Origin of the sequence: Alicyclobacillus dauci, from assembly GCF_026651605.1 — a bacterium.
Classification (GTDB): Bacteria; Bacillota; Bacilli; order Alicyclobacillales; family Alicyclobacillaceae; genus Alicyclobacillus; species Alicyclobacillus dauci.
The window spans coordinates 4,445,380-4,463,372 of the sequence record NZ_CP104064.1 but is presented as its reverse complement, the minus strand read 5'-3'; the positions used below and the strand labels follow the sequence as shown (position 1 = coordinate 4,463,372).

Genomic DNA, 17,993 nt, shown 5'->3' with positions numbered 1-17,993 from the left:
ATGGCACAGACTAATTCACAAAGCAGATCCCGAATCAGGAGTAGACGGTTTAAACGTCGCGTGAAAAAACTCATGTGGGCAGGCGTCTTTGTGGTTATCGGTGCAGCAATTGTTCATCCACTTGTGTCGACGGCACAAGCGGCGGCGACGACAGGCACAACGCAGCCGAGTCAGTCGTTAGGCCAAGCGGGGACGCAGTCGGACGATGGCCAGCGGCAGTTCGCGTTTCTCAGCCAGGCATTGGCTGCAACTAACGCGTCGCCGAATGGTTACGCCATTCACGACTGGACGATACTTAACAATCAATTTATGAATCATACGCAATTGGCATCTCTTGGAGAACAGTTAGAGAAGGAATTCGCGCTTACGAACGCGAAATTAACAACTCGATCCGAACAGAATGAAACGTATTATCAAGTGGACGGACAGTGGCCAAACTCCACGAATGTACGGATTGTCTTGACGAGTCTCCCGGGTACGACGACGCAGTCTCCGTCCACCGATGAAGCAGCGCAAACGGTCTTGACTGTAACGGCGTTGGGAACCGGATCGGCGGCGGACAATTTTGCGCGCCAGTATGACGGAGTCGAGCATATGGTTGCAGCTGTTCAAGGTACGCCGCAGATGAGTGCGTACTTGACGGGATCGCTGGCGAGTGAAGTCCCACAGCAGCAGGCGAACCACTTAGCAACCATGGCACTTCAGGCAGTCAATGCAAGTTCTGTGGAGTCACTGAAGACACAGTGGGAGACGAGTGTCTCCGGTTATGCTGCGGATGCCTTGACGTACATTTACACGAATGGAAGACGTATGAATGTGCAGGTTGCCGTGCACGACGATACGTTCCATCACAGTACGGACGTCCTGGTCGGAACACCAATCATTACAACCACGTACTAGACGACACGTCCACGTAACGCTTCGTGACGAGGAGTCCATAGACCGAGGCCGGAGGTTACGGAATGGCAAGGATACTCATCGAAGGCGGGCACCTTCTCGAAGGAACCGTCCGCGTTAGCGGCGCAAAGAACGCCGTATTACCCATATTGGCAGCTAGTTTGCTCGCTGCTGAAGGTGTTAGCCACATCGAGGAAGTTCCACATCTGCTCGATGTCGAAAACATGGCAAACACCATACACGCCCTCGGCGCGGACGTCGAGTGGCAGGACTCATCCGTGACAATTAATGCAGAGAACATAAACAGCGTGACCCCGCCCTACGATCTCGTCCGCCGCATGCGGGCCTCATTCGTCGTCGCAGGGCCGCTTCTCACGCGCTTTGGCGAAGCCGTGATCGCACTGCCGGGTGGCTGCAACATCGGACCGCGTCCGGTCGATTTGCACATCAAAGGCTTGGAAGCCCTTGGCGCAACGTCCATCGTCGAGAACGGCTTTGTCCGCCTCAAGGCGCCAACTGGTGGCTTGCGCGGATCGCGGATTTATCTCGATATCCCGAGTGTCGGTGCGACGCAAAACATCATGATGGCGGCCGTGCTGGCGAAAGGCCAAACCATCATCGAGAACGCGGCGAAGGAACCCGAAAATGTCGATCTCGCCAACTACCTCAACGCCATGGGCGCCCGCGTCCGTGGTGCAGGGACGGACATCATCCGCATCGACGGCGTCGATGTCATGCACGGCGCGACGCATTCGGTCATCCCTGACAGAATTGAAGCAGGCACGTTCCTCGTTGCCGGCGCCGTCATGGGCAACGGTGTCTACGTTGAGAACACGGTCTCGCAGCATATCATGTCCCTCATTGCCAAGTTGGAGGAAGCTGGGGCAACGATTGAGGATCGGGTGGACGGCATCAAAGTGTGGCCCTGTGAAGGTCGCCGCATGCGTCCGCTTGACGTCAAAACGCACTACTATCCGTCATATCCAACGGACATGCAAGCCCAAATGGTCGCCGCACTCTGCGTCGCCCAGGGCACAAGCACCGTTACGGAAACGGTCTTCGAGAACCGCTTCATGCACGTCGCAGAGCTGCAGCGCATGGGTGCAAGCATTCACATCGAGGGTCGGACGGCCGTGATCGACGGAATCGAGCGCCTCTCCGGTGCACGCGTGACCTCCACGGACTTGCGCGCAGGCGCAGCGCTCGTCATCGCCGGCCTCATCGCGGAAGGCGAGACGGAAGTGCACGGTTTGCACCATCTGGACCGAGGCTACGACAACCTCGTGGGCAAATTCCAATCCCTCGGGGCCCGCATCGCCCGCTTCGAGGACGAAGAGGAAGTCGCCGGCGCCGCCGGTGCGAGCGCAGGCGCTTAGGTTGAGTAGCGTAGCACAGCACGCTGGACCGCAGGGGCGGTTGGGCGGTGGCATGGGGGCCTGGAGCCGCTACCGCTGGCCCTGCGTCGGGGGCTCTGATGTGGTATGTGAATCATTCATGTGATGCGTATGAGCGGGGTGGGCCAATGGGCCTGCCCCGCTTTTTTGCGTTTTTGTGGCAGGACGGCTGTGGGGTGAGGCCGTTGGCCCGACGGGACGCCTCCCGGAGTGAATAGCGGGCTGGCTAGGGTGAAGGGGGCGCTGAACACGCACGCGACCGCGCAGCATAGGGGAAGCATGGTACTTTAGTCGTTCATCGGATGCGGATTTGGTATGAACAAAAGACTCAGATTCCGTTATATGGCCCCATCCCCGGGTGAAGGGGCGGAACATTACAGAACAAGAGAATTTACTTCCCCTGCTGTCGCTTCAGTGACGCATTGGGAGAAACAACGGAACAAAAGTCGCCTATACAGGCCCAGCCGAGCAGCCGAGCAGCCGACATCGGGGATCGGACCTCTATGCTGGATCGTAAGGAACAAGGACCTCACCGGCTTCTCGATATCGGGCTCCTGGCCTGTGCCTGACCTGGTTTTACCAAAAGTCAAAAACATGAATTGTTTTTCTGTATAAAAATCACTGGGGACACCCACGTAGCACCGTCCAAAGGAGGGGAGGTTTCTTTCGTTGGGTGCCTAGAAGACCCCACACGTGTCCCGGGTATGAGTGTTGATCGCCGAATTAGGTGGGCCGTAGGACTGCGAGGTCGGGCGGAAACATTAGGTATCACTTTGGTGATTATTTGGCTATCTACTTTTCGGGATGAACGTCATAGGCACCATTTTGACACCTGTCGTCGGGTCGGATCACCCGAATCAGTACAGGGAGTACTCCGTTAAGCACCATTTCCGTCGCTATTTGGCTGTGCTCGCCCACAAATCCCGGTGATAGACACTATTCTGGTGCCTATTCGACTCCCGCCGGTCCGCAGCAACCGGCGTTAGCTGCCACTTTGCACCTATCCGGAGCCCCTACACTGTCACCCCTGACCTTGGCACACCGCGTCGCTTGCCCTTAGAACACTCGCGGCGCGCCACCGGCCCTCGCGCCCACCACTCCAGCTCACGCGCCGCAGCGCCCGCCCCCGCCGCAGCGCCCCGCCTCACGCCACCGTGGGAAACCACAGGTGGAACGTGGCGCCGTGGCCTGGGGAGCTGTCGACGCTGATCGATCCCTCATGCATCTCCATGATATACAGACATTGCGACAGGCCGAGGCCCGTGCCGTCGTATTTGGTGGTGTAGAAGGGGTCGAACATCCGGGTGCGTACGTCGTCCGCGATGCCGATGCCGTTGTCGCGAATGGAGACGCGGATCCGATCGCCAATTTGGCTCGCCGAGAACAGCACGTATCCGTCCGTCTTGCACGTTTGGCGGATGGACTCCGTGGCGTTTCGGGTCATGTTCAGGAGAATTTCCCCCAGTTGCGACTTGTCGACGGCGACGGTGAGGCCGGGGGGATCGATGTGGCCGCGAAGGATTTGGACATTTTGCAGGACCGCATGGCCGCAGCTTAGGCATGGGAGGAGCAACTCGTCGAGCAGGTCTGACACGAGCACACGTTCCTTGACTGGCGCGCGGGGCTTGGTGGTTTGAAGAAACTCTGTGATGACCAGATTCACCCGCGCGATCTCGCCCAGAATAATCGAGGCCCACTGCTCTTTGCCGAGTCGGGCGAGATCGGGCTCGAGGAGCTGGACGAGGCCACGGACGGACGTCAGGGGATTGCGTATCTCATGTGCGATGCTCGTGGCAATTTGCCCCAGTGTCTCCAGTGGCAGCGCGCGATCCGGTGCCGAACGGATATTGCGCGTGGTCGCTTGGGATTCCTGTTCCACCTGCGAGGACCTACGGCTACCGCTCTGCGGCAGACAGAGAATCATGTAACCATCTGCGTGATAGTGGTGTAGACGGTGAATGGCTCGGCGGATCGCGTGGTGGTTTGGAGGTTCAGGTCGAGACACCGCGGGGCGCCGGTTTGGGTGGGCGCAAGGAGGAGAGGTCCCCGATGCGCGGTGCCGATCAGCTGGAAGAAGCTGTCGGCGTGAGGAAAGTGGGATCGTGACATGTCGGATTGAGAGACAATGTGAAAGTCGTGATCGCTGAACCTCCCCAGGAATAAATTCCGGGGGTTCTAAAGACCAGTACCAATCCACTCTCGTTGGCTCTCGACGGTTATGCCTACAGCATCCAACGCCTCATGGACAGCTCGGTCTTCTTTCTCGGGCGACCCACTCTGACTCCGGTTGTTACCGAAGGAGGAAGGCATTGCCCGTCCACTCGCAGGTTGGTTTTGTGTCGCCTGTTTCCAAGCCGCCCGCAGGAGCGGTTCCGCACCCGACCACGAATCATTTGCCGTGATGACTTGGAGACGATTTGATTCTACAAAAGAAGCCAGATATGCGCTGAAAAGATCACGCTGCATGGTGATTCCACAAGAACAATCATGGATTCTTAGCTTCAACGGTTTCTTGTGTTTCTGGCCACAAAGACAAACTTGGGATAAAGCTGTTGAACGTGTATTAAACTCAACCACTTGACCGCCAGCACTCTCAGCCTTGCGTTTCAAAATGGCTATAAAGCTAGAAGGAGCACGCAACCCGATAGAACGACCAAACATCTTCTGCCAAGCCTTGTAAGATACGTCTTCAGTACGAATGTCGTTTCCCAACGAGAGAATGCGGTTCGCTAATTTACCGTGGAGTGTTTTGCGATAGGCCGCTTGCCGACGTTTGTATTCTCGTAAAATAATCTCAGTTGCTCGTTGACGTCGGCTTTTGTTACGAGGATGCTTACCCTTAATAGCTCGACCACGCTCATCGAAACACTCTGGGTTATTGGCTCTCCGTTGGCGATCTAAATGGCGTTGTAATCGTCGTATGTATTTTTGATCTTCAACAATAGGCTGACAGAATTGTTCTAAAAGTGCTTCATGACCACTATAAACAGCAATCGTCGAAGGGCCTATATCCAAGCCAACTGTGCCAGAATGAACAACTTGATCTGGTTTCTGATAAGCAAGACCTTCACAGACCAATTGAGCATAGAAGCGGTCTTTTCCCCGAATCTCGCGCCGTATTAGACGGACGTACTTCACTCGTTGTAAAAGGCCGTGTGCAATCACCGGGTCTTTTCCACTACCCTTAACCATGGGTAAATTCAAGCCGGACCACTCAACGTGGTCCACGCGCCAACGAATACCCGTTTCGTTGGATTTTCCCTCAACACTGTGCAATCCGCGTTTACCCTTGAAGCGTACATGTTTTGCCCTCCCGAACATCACTTTTTCAGTGGCTCCAAATGCTCGTTTACACAATTTTTGTGCTACGTGTGCATCCAAATGGTCGCCTAGCCAGGACTTGCGGAGTTTTGTCGCATATTGAGAAAGACTGTACTCGCTGAATCCGTACTCAGTCCGTGCGGATTGGAACAGACCGCGACGTTCGGCTAGACGTTCCTTATCTGTGGAATCAATAACTCTCGCTGTAGAATATAGCCTTGATTGCCGCATGAGTCTTAATCGACGCATGGCTTCTCCAAGCAAAGCATTGTACATTTGCCTTGCAGCTTCAAAACGAGCATTCAAAACCCTTGCTTGCCATCTCGTGACACGCAAAGGTATCTCGCACACAAAGGATGGGGTGTGCTTAGACGTTTTTTTGGTTTTCGATGTATTGCTTGACGATCTCAAGCGGCGCACCTCCAACCGTTGAAACAAAGTAGGAGTTTGTCCATAAAGTTGGAATTCGGCTTTTCAACCAAGGGAATTCCTCCCTCAGGACTCTAGATGAACGACCTTTAATCTGTTTTACCAGCCGATGTATTCCGTATTGTGGATCGACTTCAATTAACAAATGAACGTGATTTTGCATAACCTCTAACTCGATGACCTCGGATTGACGTTCGATAGCGACCTCATGAATCAGCTCCTTTAACCGAACGTCTACTCCAACAACCAAAACCTTTTTTCGGTATTTCGGACACCAGACAACGTGATATTTGCACGAATACACTACATTATTGTTGGATTTATATTCCATGTATTTATTATACTGCTCAAAGACATATCAGAAAATGCTCGCCTTACCCTATGGATGAATCCAGGGGCTTGCGGCGAGCTTATTCGGGTCAGAAAAAACGCTACAGGCATGTTTCCGTCGTTGTTCATGCGCTAGACCTCCTGGCGCACCACGCTCTAAGCTACAAACCGGGCGGTACAAGTGGTGGTGCTTTGGCATATCGGATCCGAGTGAGCGTCATGTTCACGTTCTGATCAGTCCCCCGTTTATGGCCCATCTAACTGTCTGGGCTGTGTTTATGGTGAAGGCCATCCTCGATCCCGCCACCCACACTCCATCGGCGACACCGCGATGTCCATCATATTAATGTATTTCCCTGTCCAGGGAATTAGTTCTATTATACGCTACTTATCCTCTATTATCCTTCCGGCCATTTCCAGCACTGCCTCTCATATCTCAGTGCCTCCTCGCATATCAGTTTGATAGACTGTCTGTCCACTAGTCCCAGAAGGAGATGCAGCCGAGATGTCACGCACACGGTTCACGCCCATCAAATCGAGAAACGGCATCCGTTTAGGCGCCGTCCCATCCCATAACCACCCTGAAACACCGGCCCCACACGACGACGATGCCGTTACGCCGAACGAAGTGATGCGATTCGTTCTGCGGATCGTCTTCGTTTTTGCAGCGATCGTCGGCGTCCCCACCGTCATCGCACACGCCGTCCACCGCGGTCCCATGCCAGACGTCACCGCGTGGCTCAACACAACCGACGCGAAGACGGGCGTCCGTGTCTACGACACAGGGTCACAGTCTACTTCTACCATGCCCTTAAACACGTACATTCTAGACGTGCTGGCCGCCGAGTTCCCACCAAACACACCGATGACAAGTTTGGAAGCTGCAGCCGTCGCCACGCGCACGTATGCCGTCCACGCCATGCAGGGGAGTAGTGGTTCATCTCCTCTGGCGAAGTCACACAACGCCGACGTCACCAACGATAGCCAACTCGACTTGCCCCTCGCCAACGAGCAGGACATTGAGGCCGAGTACCCAAACGACTCTTTCCAATTCCTTTCGCGTCTCCAAGCCGCGGTGGAAACGACGGACGGACTCGTCCTCACCTATCAGAAGCAACCGATTCTCGCATTCATGTTCGAACTGTCGCCAGGCACGACCCTGTCGAGCCAGGATGTCTTCCACCACAATATCCCATACCTGCAGGCTATCAAATGCCCGGATGACGCTGTCGATCCCGACGGCACCTCCACCAACACCTTCGAACCTCGCGAAGTGGCCCAGGCCTTCTCTCTACCCACCGTGCAGTGGAGCGAGCTCAAAATGAGCCGGGCACCGAACGGCTTCGTCAGTACAGTCACCTACGGCAAGCAAGTCATCAGCGGCGCGGATTTCGCGAATCTCTTGCACCTTCCGTCGGCAGATTTCACATGGCAAGTCAGGCCACAAGGGCTCGTCATCACGTCCCATGGCCGAGGCACGAACATCGGCATGAGTCTCCACGAGGCCCAAGCGCTCGCCGCCAAGGGCATGAGTTGGAAGGATATCTTAGCGAAGTTCTACCCGGGCACCACGGTACAGTTGGATGACGGGATGGTGGGAACGGGGGAGTAGGCAGGGTGTGAACGGGAGCGTGGCGGTCACGCGGGAGGGTGGGGACCCGGGAACGGGGCTGATGGCGGGGGCAGAGATGAACATGGGGCGAAATGGCACCTAATCACTTGGTCGCTGCAAGTGGGCGGGAGTTGGATAGGCACCAAAATAGTGTCTATGCTGCAGATTTTCGGGTGAGCATAGCCGAATAGCGACGGAAATAGTGCTTAACGCCAGGTGTCTGTGTACCCTGCGGGTATTGCGATCCGCTGATAGGCATCAAAATGGTGCCTATAGGGTTCATCCCGACAAGAAGAGAGCCAAATAGTTACCAAAGTGATACTTAATTCGGCCACACTGTCCCGCGTACGGGAGCCAATGAGAACGGCCTTAGAAGGTAGAGGAAGGTCGAGGTACTAGGCCCCCGGGTCGCCCCGGGTCGCGGAGCAACCGCGCTGCCACCGAAAGAGCTCTGCAAGTCAACATTTTCGCTATTTCTATACCCGGGCAGTCTCATGGCAAGCAGTCCGCGTGCGGGCGATCGCGATAGGAGAACGATTTTCCCTTGATTGGCCGTTCTGACGCAATCTGACGCAAGCAAGAGACTCCCGTGCCGCTATATGCCCATATCCTCGCATGCACAGGGCAAGGTTCTGCCAACAAGAGCATTTAGTTCCCCTAATCTCGCTGCCGGGCCCGTCTATCATCAACAACGGAACCAAAGTCCGTTGTCCCGCCCGGCCCCCGCCGACCACCCGCGCCCACGCAACTCCCGCCCAGCCCCCGCCAACCGCCGCGCCGCGGCGGCAGCCACCCCGCGCCCTTCAGCGGCGCCCCCCTTCGAATCTACCCTCTTTTTTCCATCGCTAGGTATAGAATCTAGTTTCCGTGGCGAGACTCACTATTGAGGTGAGCGCCACATGGATGAAAAACAACATCCGAATGAAAACAAAAACGCGGACCCCCAAAATAAATCGACCGGGCGTCCAGTGAATGCAAAGCGTGTATTGTCAAAGCGTTGGCTCTATCCGGCAATCTATCTCGGTGCTGCAGCGGTTATCATTGGTTTGATGTACGCGCGCAGCCAACTGTCTACCAGTCCTACATCCAGTACGGGGGTAGATACGAATACGGCCGCGACCGGGCAAACGGTGACTCAACCGAAGGAACCGTTCGTTTGGCCAGTTGCTGATGGAACCGACACATCTGTTGCGATGGGATTTTTCCCGCAGAAGGGCAGCTTGAAAGCGCAAGAGGCCGCACTCGTCAACTATGACAACACTTACTATGCCCACAAAGGTGTCGACATCAAGACCAAGGACGGCTCTAGCTTCCAGGTTACGGCGGCGTTGAGTGGGAAGATCGTGACGGTGGATAATCAGCCGCTGTACGGTCAAGAAGTGATTGTGCAGAGTGCAGACGGGTACACGGAGAAGTATCAGTCGCTTGGATCCGTCGATGTGAAGAAGGGCGATACCATCCACCAAGGTCAAACCATTGGTACGACTACGTCGAACGAGTTCGAGAAGAGTCAGGGTAACCATCTCTATTTCGAAGTCGACTACAATGGTACGCCGATCGATCCGGAATCCGTCCTACCCAAGCAATAACCACAGACGGTGTTTGATGCTTGACTCATATGCCGCTCCCGGGAATTTTGGGGGCGGTTCTTTTTTGTCTACGAATTTTGTCGATCGCGATCGAAAAATGTTTTTCCTCCCAGAAATCACAAACTTGTCCGCCCCCAAGAACACCGGGCAATAACGGATTTGTCTGATTATTTCCCAGGGAGTAATGGTTGAAATGTGCGCGAAAAGCTTAGTGTGACAAGCTATCGCGGGGTTAGCCAAGGCATACCGTGTACACCCCCTCATATACTGTATCAGACCAACTGACCTGCATGGGGAGGCGAGGGGAGTGCATGATTACATCAAGGAGCGGACGCTCAAAATCGGTGAGTATATCGTCGAAACTCGTAATACCGTTCGAACGATAGCGCGCGAGTTTGGCGTCTCGAAAAGCACCGTGCACAAGGACTTGACCGAGAGACTACCGGAAATTAACCCGGATTTGGCCAATCGTGTCAAAGAAATTCTCGAGTATCACAAGTCCATCCGGCATTTGCGTGGCGGCGAAGCAACGAAATTGAAGTATCATAAAGATGACGAACCGCAAAATGGGTCGAAAAAGTTCGATCCGCGTAAAGGAGTTTCAAGCGGGCTGTAGAACTATTTCCTGGTATATTCTATTCTACTATCTTCTGCACTAATATATGAACGCCACTCATGCGATGAAGCACGCTCTATAATAGGAGGACTCGCTGCAAATGTTTTCTCGGGATATAGGGGTCGACTTAGGAACCGCAAACGTGCTGGTGCACGTCAAAGGACAAGGGATTGTACTCGATGAACCCTCCGTCGTTGCGATAGATCAGGTGACAAAACAGGTGGTTGCTGTCGGCGAGGAAGCCCGCCGCATGCTTGGTCGTACGCCAGGCAATATCGTCGCTATACGGCCGTTGCGCGAAGGCGTGATTGCGGATTTTGATGTGACGGAGATCATGCTTCGTCACTTCCTCCGCAAGACAGTTGGCAAAAGCGCTTTTGCCCGGCCGCGGGTGATGATTTGTATTCCTGCAGGGATCACGTCGGTCGAACAGAAGGCAGTACGGGAAGCCGCGGAAGCTTGTGGTATTAAGCATGTGGATTTGATCGAGGAACCGAAGGCGGCCGCCATCGGCGCTGGTTTGAATATCTTTGAACCAAGCGGCAGCATGGTGGTCGACATCGGCGGGGGAACGACGGACGTCGCCGTGTTGTCACTTGGCGATGTCGTCACCTCCACATCCCTTCGCGTCGCAGGGGACAAGCTCGACGAGGCCATTGTGAAGTATATCCGGCGTACGTATAACCTCATGGTGGGCGAACGGACGGCCGAAGAGCTGAAGAAAGAACTCGCCACCGTCTATCCGGGCGGGCGCACGAACAGCATGGACGTTCGCGGCCGGGATATGGTCTCCGGTCTGCCAAAGACCATCACGGTCCACGCGGAAGAGATGCGCGAGGCGTTACAAGAACCCATTCAAGCGATTGTCCAAGCGACGAAGTCGGTGTTGGAGAAGACATCGCCCGAGTTGGCTGCGGATATTTTCGATAAAGGTGTCATTCTCACAGGCGGCGGCGCGCTCGTTGACGGGTTGGACAAGCTCCTGCAAGATGAGCTGCAAATTCCCGTCCACATTGCGGAAAACCCTATGCACTGCGTTGTCATCGGGACAGGCCGTGTGTTAGACAGCCCAGAATGGCGCCGCTACCGAGAGGTGCGGGGTCGTAAACCTGGTAAAAGGGCTCGCTGAGCAGGGCTGCTAGATACAAGTGAGTAGCCGAAAAGTCAGCCGCCAGAGCCGGCGGAGTCGGTAAGCGAAACCAGCAGTTTACAAAGCTTGGGACAAGATCATGGTTTACTCAGGGAAAATAATCTTTCCCAAGTTCCTGAGAAGATCAGATAGATAGAAGACTAGACGCATCGCTCTACATGGAAGAAAGGGTGCCGCATCGTGAACGTCGGATTGACCACTGCTGCAGCAGGGATGCAAGTCAATGAACGCATCCAACAGTTGTTGGCAAACAATTTAGCCAACCAGGCCACACCAGGTTTTAAAGTTTCCAATCCCGAAGCCATCGAAAATCCCGTGGATCAAATGTACCGTGGACAGAACGGGACGTATAGTTACATCGGTAACATGGGGACGGGTGTGACGTTCCAAGAGGGCGTACCGGATTTCAGCGCGGGAACCCTGTCGCAAACGGGCCGAGCACTCGACGTCGCCATTACAGATACACTGGCGTCCGGCCAGTATGCGGCTGTGCAAGGTGGGGCGACGGGATCGACACCGATGCCAGGCGTGGTGACGGTCGGCAACGGTGGCCGGCTCGGTGTGAACGGACAAGCCCTCGCTGTCTTCGATGCGAATGGACAGCCTGTGCAAGGTGTTTATGCTGTACGAAATCCAAACTACCGGGGTACGGCGCTCACGGCTACGGCCAGCGCTCCTGACTATGATGCGGGAGGAAACCCGTCGTATCTGTTCGCGAATGCACAAGGACAAGTCATTGGGGTGCCTGGACAGGGCGCAGCCGAGGGATTGTCCATTCGCGTCGGCAACCAGAGTAACATGGGCTACCACAGTTTTTACCCGGTTCACTACGTGTCATCACAAGGGCAACAGGGCATCGCGTTGACGAAGAGCGGATCACTCCAGGTCGACTCGAACAACACCTTGGTCGACTCCGCTGGCAACGTGATTCTACCCGTCGGTGCAAATGGACAACCTATTCAGGGGGCGCGCATCGTCATCAATCCGAGATTCCAAGGCCCGGAAGTGTTCGCGAAAGACGGACAACCTGTTACCGACTCGCAGGGCCAAGCATCCTATACCGTCGTGAATGCGGCTGGACAACCGGTTCCAGGTGCGCGTCTCGGAACGGTGGATGCGGATGTGACGCAACTGAGTCCGCTCGGGCAAACTGAGTATATGGTCGGCAATTCGTTTGCCCCAGCTACGGTCCTCCCGCAATTGCGAACGGGCACTGGACAGTTGCAACCTGGTCAATTGGAAGAAAGCAATGTCGATCCGACGACAACCATGACGCTCATGCTCAATGCGGTCAATTCGTACGAAGCAAACCAACGTGTTATCCAAACGGAAGACAGTCTCCTACAGACTGCAACGACGGATATCGGCAAGGTGAACGGATAAAAAGGAGACTGAAGACACATGGCTATGCAATCCCTTTTAACTGGCCTCAATGCCCTCCACGCGTCTTCCGATTGGCTGGACAGGGTCGGGGAGAATGTCGCAAACAGCAACACCATCGGCTACGGACAACAACAGGGGACGTTTCAGGATGCCTTGACGATGCAACTGTATGGTTCCGCAACGGATCCGCAAAATGCCCGCCGGACAACCCCGCCCGGTTGGCGCGGTGGCACTGGATCTGTCGCGGTCGGCGAGGGCCCGGATTTCACCAATATGGATATCCGCCAAACAGGCGGGCAGCTGGACTTCGCGATTCAAGGGCCCGGTTTCTTTACCGTCCAGAGTCCGCAAGGCCCGCTTTATACGAAAGCTGGAAACTTCATCTGGAGCAAGCAGGCGAATGGTCAGTTTGCCTTGGCAACACCGAGCGGCAACCAGGTTCTGTCTTCGACTGGTCAGCCTATCATTCGCCCAGCGAACGCGACCACCATGCAGATTCAGCCGAATGGGCAGATTGTGTTTAACGGATCGATACAGGGACCGAGAATCGGTATCGTGGAAATTGGTCAGCCATCGTCGCACCTCATTGCACAGTCGGACAACCTGTACGCTTTGGCGCCGGGCGTTCAAGCGCAACCTGCAACGCAGTCGAGCGTGCAGCAAGGAGCCCTCGCATACAGCAACGTGGACATGACGGCAACTATGACGGATATGTTGCAAGCTCAGCGGATGTTTGAGCTGAATTCGGAGAGCATACAGTTAACGAATCAAATGATGGGCATAGCGGCGACCATTAAGCCGTAACGTCGGATGACGGACTAGAACTAGGACCAGCGGTCGTACATGTGGGCAGAAGCCCCCTGGGTTCGCCTCATCAGGTCCTTATCGTCCATTCAGTGTCCTGTCAGTCAACCAATGCCCGAATACCCACGCACACTAAACACGGCAGAAAACGTACCGCAGACAACTCGCGCGGTACGTTTTGTTTTCGGTACAAGAAGACTCGTCGATAGCTGCGGCACACCCGGCTCTGTTTCAATCACTTTTCCAGCACCAACCGCACTGATATAATATGTTTGGCTCGGACAAGCCGCCTTTCGGGCGACTGCCCCTGCCGCGAAGAGGGGGCGATACTTTGAATTTACCGAACATGTTGACCCTGCTCAGGCTCTTATTGATTCCTTGTTACCTGTGGGCGTTCTACGCAACATCCAGCCCGCACAAAGTGCTCGCCCTGCTTGTCTTGTTGTTCGCAGGACTCACAGACGTGCTTGACGGCTACATCGCTCGTACATATAAGCTAGAGACGTATGCCGGACAGCTTCTCGATCCGCTCGCCGACAAACTCATGATGGTCGCCGTGCTCTTTTCACTCATCCAGTCGGACAGGGTGCCATGGCTCGTCGCAGGCCTCTTGGTTCTTCGCGACGTCCTCATGATTATCGGTGCAACGTTCTTCTACTTTCAAGGCAAACGCGCCGTCCCGAAGGCAAACGTGTGGGGCAAGATGACCACACTCTGCTACTACGTCGCCATTTGCTCTATCATTCTAGCTTGGCCCAGCGACACGAGCGGGGAAGTTCTTCTCTGGTTCACCGTCGCCTTGTCCTACGTGACGACCGCGCTTTACGTCGCCGGCATGGACATCGTTACAATTCGGAGGCGTGTGTATTGAGGCGTGATCGAAGCGGGCGGTCCACAAGACCACCTCGCATCCTCCGATCACACCCGGATACACCCCACAGACCGACTCACGGGGGTTACCGTTCACAAAGCAGGGGGAGCGCCCTGCTTTTGATCTAGCGGGCATGATCCCGCAATATCCAAGGAGTGTTTTACGACAATGGAACTCAATCTACCGCTCTATGCGGAAGACATTCGCAAAATCCTGCCACACCGCTATCCATTCTTGCTCGTTGATAGAGTCACGGAAATCGAGCCAGGCGTCAGCGTCAAAGGTTACAAAATGGTCACGGCAAACGAGCCGCACTTCACCGGCCACTACCCGGACTACAACGTCATGCCAGGCGTTCTCATTACGGAAGCCATGGCACAACTCGGTGGCGTGGCCATCCTCTCGCAACCAGACTTCCAAGGCAAGCGCCCGCTCCTCTCAGGTATCGACGGCGCCCGTTATCGCGGCCAGGTGCGCCCCGGCGATAAGCTCGAAATGGAACTCACCATCGACAGGCTCAAGGGCCGTCTTGGCAAAGGCAGCGGCAAAGCATACGTCGACGGCAAGCTCGTTGCTGAGGCGACGATTCTGTTCGCGCTGGTGGAGGCGGAGTGACGGATTGGGATTACGCCTAGGCATCCGGTCGACGGGGAGCCGGGTGACATTGAGGCACGGGGGGTAGGCTCCGGATGGTGTGGGCTGGGCCCGCGTGTCGTTTTGTCGGTTAGCCACCATTTTGTTCGTAAAGAACCGCCGGGAGTCCGCGGGGTTGAGCAATAGGCACCGTAATGGTCGCTATTGGCCGGTTTAGCGCGAGCACTGGGACCGGTAGCACCTTGAATAGCTAGCATTCAGGTAGCTATTGTGGAATCCCGCGACGGTCGTGGGTCAAATTCCCGCCATTTTGGCAGTAAACGACCGCTGGGGGTGGCCGGGTCCCGATTTTGTTTGCGCTGCTGGGCGGCCCGGTTTAGTCGAGCAAGTGCATGGTACCGTCTGTGGCCCAGGGAGGGGATGGCAGTTCGCTGTCAACGCACAACTACCTCGTTGGCCAAGAAATTTTGTTACGAAAAATATGGATATTTGTCGAAAATCATATAAAATGGGATAAACGAATCAAGGCAAACCATGCGAAAGTGTGGGGCGCAAAGCTATAGGGGCTTCAGCAAAACTTGCTATGCCAGCCAGTTGCCGAATACATAGACCACGGTAATGGGCGAGCTCCTAGTTCGTCTATTTTTTTATTTGGAGGGGTTTTCCATGCGTAAAATTACAAAGGGAGCAATTTTCGGGTTGTTAGCCGCAGGGGCTCTCACTGCAGGAACGACGTCTGTCGTGTTCGCTCAGGATCACGGGAGCCACGGGCCGGCTGCCCATTCGAGTCAATCGGCTAGTGCAAGTCACTCGACATCTACTTCAACGTCGAAATCGTCTACATCTGCTTCGTCATCCACAGCCAAAACTTCTGGGAATTCACAGCATGGTCATCCTCAACACGGTGTGGGCAATCTCTTGAAGCAGGACCAGGACAATATGATTCAGGGTCTGAAGTTGGGTCACAACAAGGACGCAAAAGCTGCAGAACAGCAGTTGGCTAAACAGGCACAGTCCCAGCTAAAAGACGCACAAACTCAACTCACCAATGCAATCAAAAAGGCTCACGGTAATCAAAAGGCTATCAGTGCAGCGGTGACGGCCTACCAAGCACAGGTTCAACAGATCATTAGCCAGCTTCAGAGCGCTTTGTCCGCTTTGCTCGACGTACAAGGATCAACTTCCCCAAGCGGTGATACATTATCAACCGGTTCCAATACAACAAGCACAGATTCCAACAGCACAGATTCAAACGGCACCACCGATAACACTACGTCCAATGGAACAACGAACACTACCAATACGACGACAACCAATACAACAACGAGCGACACAACAAATAACACCGTAACTGGTTGATGACCAGTTCAGCACTCAGACCGTCCCTATAGGGACGGTCTTTTGTGCATCCGTAGCTACAGAGTAAGAGTAGTACTCACGTACGTACCGCATTGCTCACAAGTACACATCACACCCAGATGGCAAGTCTCCACAGAGACAGGGCAGCGCAAACGCGAACCTACACAAAATCCTGCCACTCGTACCCTAGTACCCTCGCTGCCCGCTTTAGCTTCGCCAAGGCCCGCTTGCGCCACGTTTTGACCGTCTCACTGCTGACACCATACCGGCGGCGTATCATGTCGAGCGTATATCCGCGTAGGAACGCGTGCAGCCACGACGTCTCCCGTTCACTCAACGAAGCGTACGCAATCACCGAATTCAGGTCATGCTCAAGCAACCATGCATCCTCGATGGAGGGGCCACTTTGACCGTGTTCATCCCACATTCGCTCCAGCGCTTCCGTGTCGTCCTCATCGTCCATCGGCGTTATCCACTTTTGTCGGTCCGCCACACGCCACCACCGTCTCATCGCCGTCAGCACGTCCCCTCGGACTCTCGCGGACGCGAAGGCGGGGAAGGGGACCATATCGGGATCGTAGGCGTAGACAGCCCGAATGAACGCCAGACACGCCTCTTGATAGACTTCGTCAAAACCACACGTCAAGCGATAACGCCGTGCCACAGTGACAAGCAGGCCCTCATATTGACCTAACAACTCCGCCAGTGCATCCCCGTCGCCCAACTGTGCCGCAAGAACCATTTCCGTCTGTTGGCTACCCAATGAACAAGCCATACCAAAAGCCCTCTCGTGCGGGCCGGCCCACTCAAATTACGCGCAAGACAAGCGTAAAAGGGGACGAGGCTAGTCGACCAACCAAGCCAAGCGCAAAGGACTGATCAGTAGTCTCGTAGAATAGAATGTTCCAGGTGCAATCTAACCCCAAAATCGAAGACAAGTCCCAAGACTTTACTAATAAACATCAAATTTTTCTGAAAATACAGTTGATAGATTCAGGAGAGACCTATAAAATGTGTGTAATAGACGAAGTTCATACAGCAGCTATATAAGGGGAGGATAACTTGTGAAGATGATGACGTCCGATGACGCGATCGGACACGACACATTGCATCCCATTCCGCACTCGACCGTTTACGAGAAGCCGTCAATCGTCCCCGATCTCGCCCAGTGGATCCGCCAACTCAGCGCATTTTTACCCGTCTACCAGAATGGCAACTCCACTATGATTTCGCTAGAAAATGAGGAAACATGGTACCTGCCATGGAAGGTGCAGACCCAGTACCAAAAAGTTGCTGAGGAAAACTGCGTGGATACCCGTGCGCTGCGCCGGGCATACGAGGAGCTGATCGGCCATACACTCTATCTTCCGCTCGTTACGAAAATCTACCCAGCGATATACGTCCCACTCAAGGTCCGCCACCCAGACATCCGCAATGACGGCGCTGTTGGATACTTTCGAACGAGGGACATCGCAATCGTCAAACCCATAGCCGCGCAGACAACGCTCATCACCCTAACAAACCACCATTCATTTTTTATCGACATGAAGAAGATTCTTGTCGACAGGCGCATCCGAAATGCGCGCAATTTCGACGTCCTACTCGATCACCGCGGAGACAATCACCTCTAACCGATCACGCACC

At 54.8% G+C, this 17,993-nt stretch carries 18 protein-coding genes and 1 riboswitch; of the genes, 14 read left to right on the top strand and 4 right to left on the bottom strand.

The window, feature by feature from the left end; genetic code table 11:
* The first annotated feature begins 60 nt into the window (after nucleotides 1-60).
* The 3 genes from NZD86_RS22235 to NZD86_RS22225 all read left to right on the top strand — a co-directional run bounded on the left by NZD86_RS22235 (nucleotide 61) and on the right by NZD86_RS22225 (nucleotide 3,221).
* Nucleotides 61-900 (top strand): YwmB family TATA-box binding protein, encoded by an 840-nt coding sequence (locus tag NZD86_RS22235; protein WP_268044250.1) that lies wholly within the window; start codon nucleotides 61-63, stop codon nucleotides 898-900.
* A gap of 62 nt (nucleotides 901-962) precedes the next feature.
* Nucleotides 963-2,273, top strand: coding sequence for a UDP-N-acetylglucosamine 1-carboxyvinyltransferase (gene murA / locus NZD86_RS22230; protein WP_268044249.1), 1,311 nt, complete (start codon nucleotides 963-965; stop codon nucleotides 2,271-2,273).
* 822 nt (nucleotides 2,274-3,095) lie between these two features.
* Nucleotides 3,096-3,221 (top strand): hypothetical protein, encoded by a 126-nt coding sequence (locus NZD86_RS22225; protein WP_268044248.1) that lies wholly within the window; start codon nucleotides 3,096-3,098, stop codon nucleotides 3,219-3,221.
* A gap of 214 nt (nucleotides 3,222-3,435) precedes the next feature.
* Here NZD86_RS22225 and NZD86_RS22220 read toward each other — a convergent pair whose 3' ends face one another.
* From NZD86_RS22220 to tnpA, 3 genes are all read right to left on the bottom strand, one after another.
* Nucleotides 3,436-4,170 carry a two-component system sensor histidine kinase NtrB gene (locus NZD86_RS22220; protein ID WP_268044247.1) on the bottom strand — a complete coding sequence of 245 codons (735 nt, stop codon included), beginning with the start codon at nucleotides 4,168-4,170 and terminating at the stop codon, nucleotides 3,436-3,438.
* Between the two features lie 296 nt (nucleotides 4,171-4,466).
* Entirely contained in the window at nucleotides 4,467-5,963 is a 1,497-nt protein-coding gene (locus tag NZD86_RS22215) for a transposase (RefSeq protein ID WP_268047002.1), read from the bottom strand.
* A 16-nt stretch (nucleotides 5,964-5,979) separates the two neighbouring features.
* Nucleotides 5,980-6,372, bottom strand: a complete 393-nt coding sequence (tnpA, locus tag NZD86_RS22210; protein ID WP_268044245.1) for an IS200/IS605 family transposase — start codon at nucleotides 6,370-6,372, stop codon at nucleotides 5,980-5,982.
* A gap of 50 nt (nucleotides 6,373-6,422) precedes the next feature.
* Between tnpA and NZD86_RS22205 the strand changes: the two genes are divergently transcribed.
* From NZD86_RS22205 to NZD86_RS22160, 10 genes are all read left to right on the top strand, one after another.
* Nucleotides 6,423-6,605: a hypothetical protein gene (locus NZD86_RS22205; RefSeq protein WP_268044244.1), complete on the top strand. Its 183-nt coding sequence runs from the start codon at nucleotides 6,423-6,425 to the stop codon at nucleotides 6,603-6,605.
* A gap of 271 nt (nucleotides 6,606-6,876) precedes the next feature.
* Nucleotides 6,877-7,983, top strand: coding sequence for a SpoIID/LytB domain-containing protein (locus NZD86_RS22200; protein WP_268044243.1), 1,107 nt, complete (start codon nucleotides 6,877-6,879; stop codon nucleotides 7,981-7,983).
* Nucleotides 7,984-8,882: 899 nt separating this feature from the next.
* A complete protein-coding gene (locus NZD86_RS22195) occupies nucleotides 8,883-9,572 on the top strand; it encodes a M23 family metallopeptidase (protein WP_268044242.1) in 690 nt (229 codons plus the stop codon).
* A 307-nt stretch (nucleotides 9,573-9,879) separates the two neighbouring features.
* Entirely contained in the window at nucleotides 9,880-10,188 is a 309-nt protein-coding gene (spoIIID, locus tag NZD86_RS22190; RefSeq protein ID WP_268044241.1) for a sporulation transcriptional regulator SpoIIID, read from the top strand.
* A 100-nt stretch (nucleotides 10,189-10,288) separates the two neighbouring features.
* Entirely contained in the window at nucleotides 10,289-11,317 is a 1,029-nt protein-coding gene (gene mreB, locus NZD86_RS22185) for a rod shape-determining protein (protein ID WP_268044240.1), read from the top strand.
* Between the two features lie 201 nt (nucleotides 11,318-11,518).
* The gene (locus NZD86_RS22180; protein WP_268044239.1) at nucleotides 11,519-12,721 is read left to right on the top strand and encodes a flagellar basal body rod C-terminal domain-containing protein; all 1,203 of its coding nucleotides are present in this window, start codon (nucleotides 11,519-11,521) and stop codon (nucleotides 12,719-12,721) included.
* An 18-nt stretch (nucleotides 12,722-12,739) separates the two neighbouring features.
* A complete protein-coding gene (locus tag NZD86_RS22175; RefSeq protein ID WP_268044237.1) occupies nucleotides 12,740-13,525 on the top strand; it encodes a flagellar hook-basal body protein in 786 nt (261 codons plus the stop codon).
* A gap of 331 nt (nucleotides 13,526-13,856) precedes the next feature.
* Complete coding sequence (gene pgsA / locus NZD86_RS22170) at nucleotides 13,857-14,396, top strand: CDP-diacylglycerol--glycerol-3-phosphate 3-phosphatidyltransferase (RefSeq protein WP_268044236.1); 540 nt, start codon at nucleotides 13,857-13,859, stop codon at nucleotides 14,394-14,396.
* 168 nt (nucleotides 14,397-14,564) lie between these two features.
* Nucleotides 14,565-15,011, top strand: coding sequence for a 3-hydroxyacyl-ACP dehydratase FabZ (fabZ, locus tag NZD86_RS22165; protein WP_268044235.1), 447 nt, complete (start codon nucleotides 14,565-14,567; stop codon nucleotides 15,009-15,011).
* Nucleotides 15,012-15,506: 495 nt separating this feature from the next.
* Nucleotides 15,507-15,592, top strand: a riboswitch (cyclic di-GMP riboswitch).
* A 64-nt stretch (nucleotides 15,593-15,656) separates the two neighbouring features.
* On the top strand, nucleotides 15,657-16,349 hold the full coding sequence (locus NZD86_RS22160; protein ID WP_268044234.1) for a hypothetical protein: 693 nt from the start codon (nucleotides 15,657-15,659) through the stop codon (nucleotides 16,347-16,349).
* Between the two features lie 160 nt (nucleotides 16,350-16,509).
* On the opposite strand, the gene NZD86_RS22155 is transcribed toward NZD86_RS22160, so the two are convergent.
* Nucleotides 16,510-17,124 carry a sigma-70 family RNA polymerase sigma factor gene (locus NZD86_RS22155; protein ID WP_268044233.1) on the bottom strand — a complete coding sequence of 205 codons (615 nt, stop codon included), beginning with the start codon at nucleotides 17,122-17,124 and terminating at the stop codon, nucleotides 16,510-16,512.
* Between the two features lie 289 nt (nucleotides 17,125-17,413).
* Here NZD86_RS22155 and NZD86_RS22150 point away from each other — a divergent pair, with 289 nt between their 5' ends.
* Nucleotides 17,414-17,980, top strand: coding sequence for a hypothetical protein (locus NZD86_RS22150; protein WP_268044232.1), 567 nt, complete (start codon nucleotides 17,414-17,416; stop codon nucleotides 17,978-17,980).
* Nucleotides 17,981-17,993 lie beyond the last annotated feature (13 nt).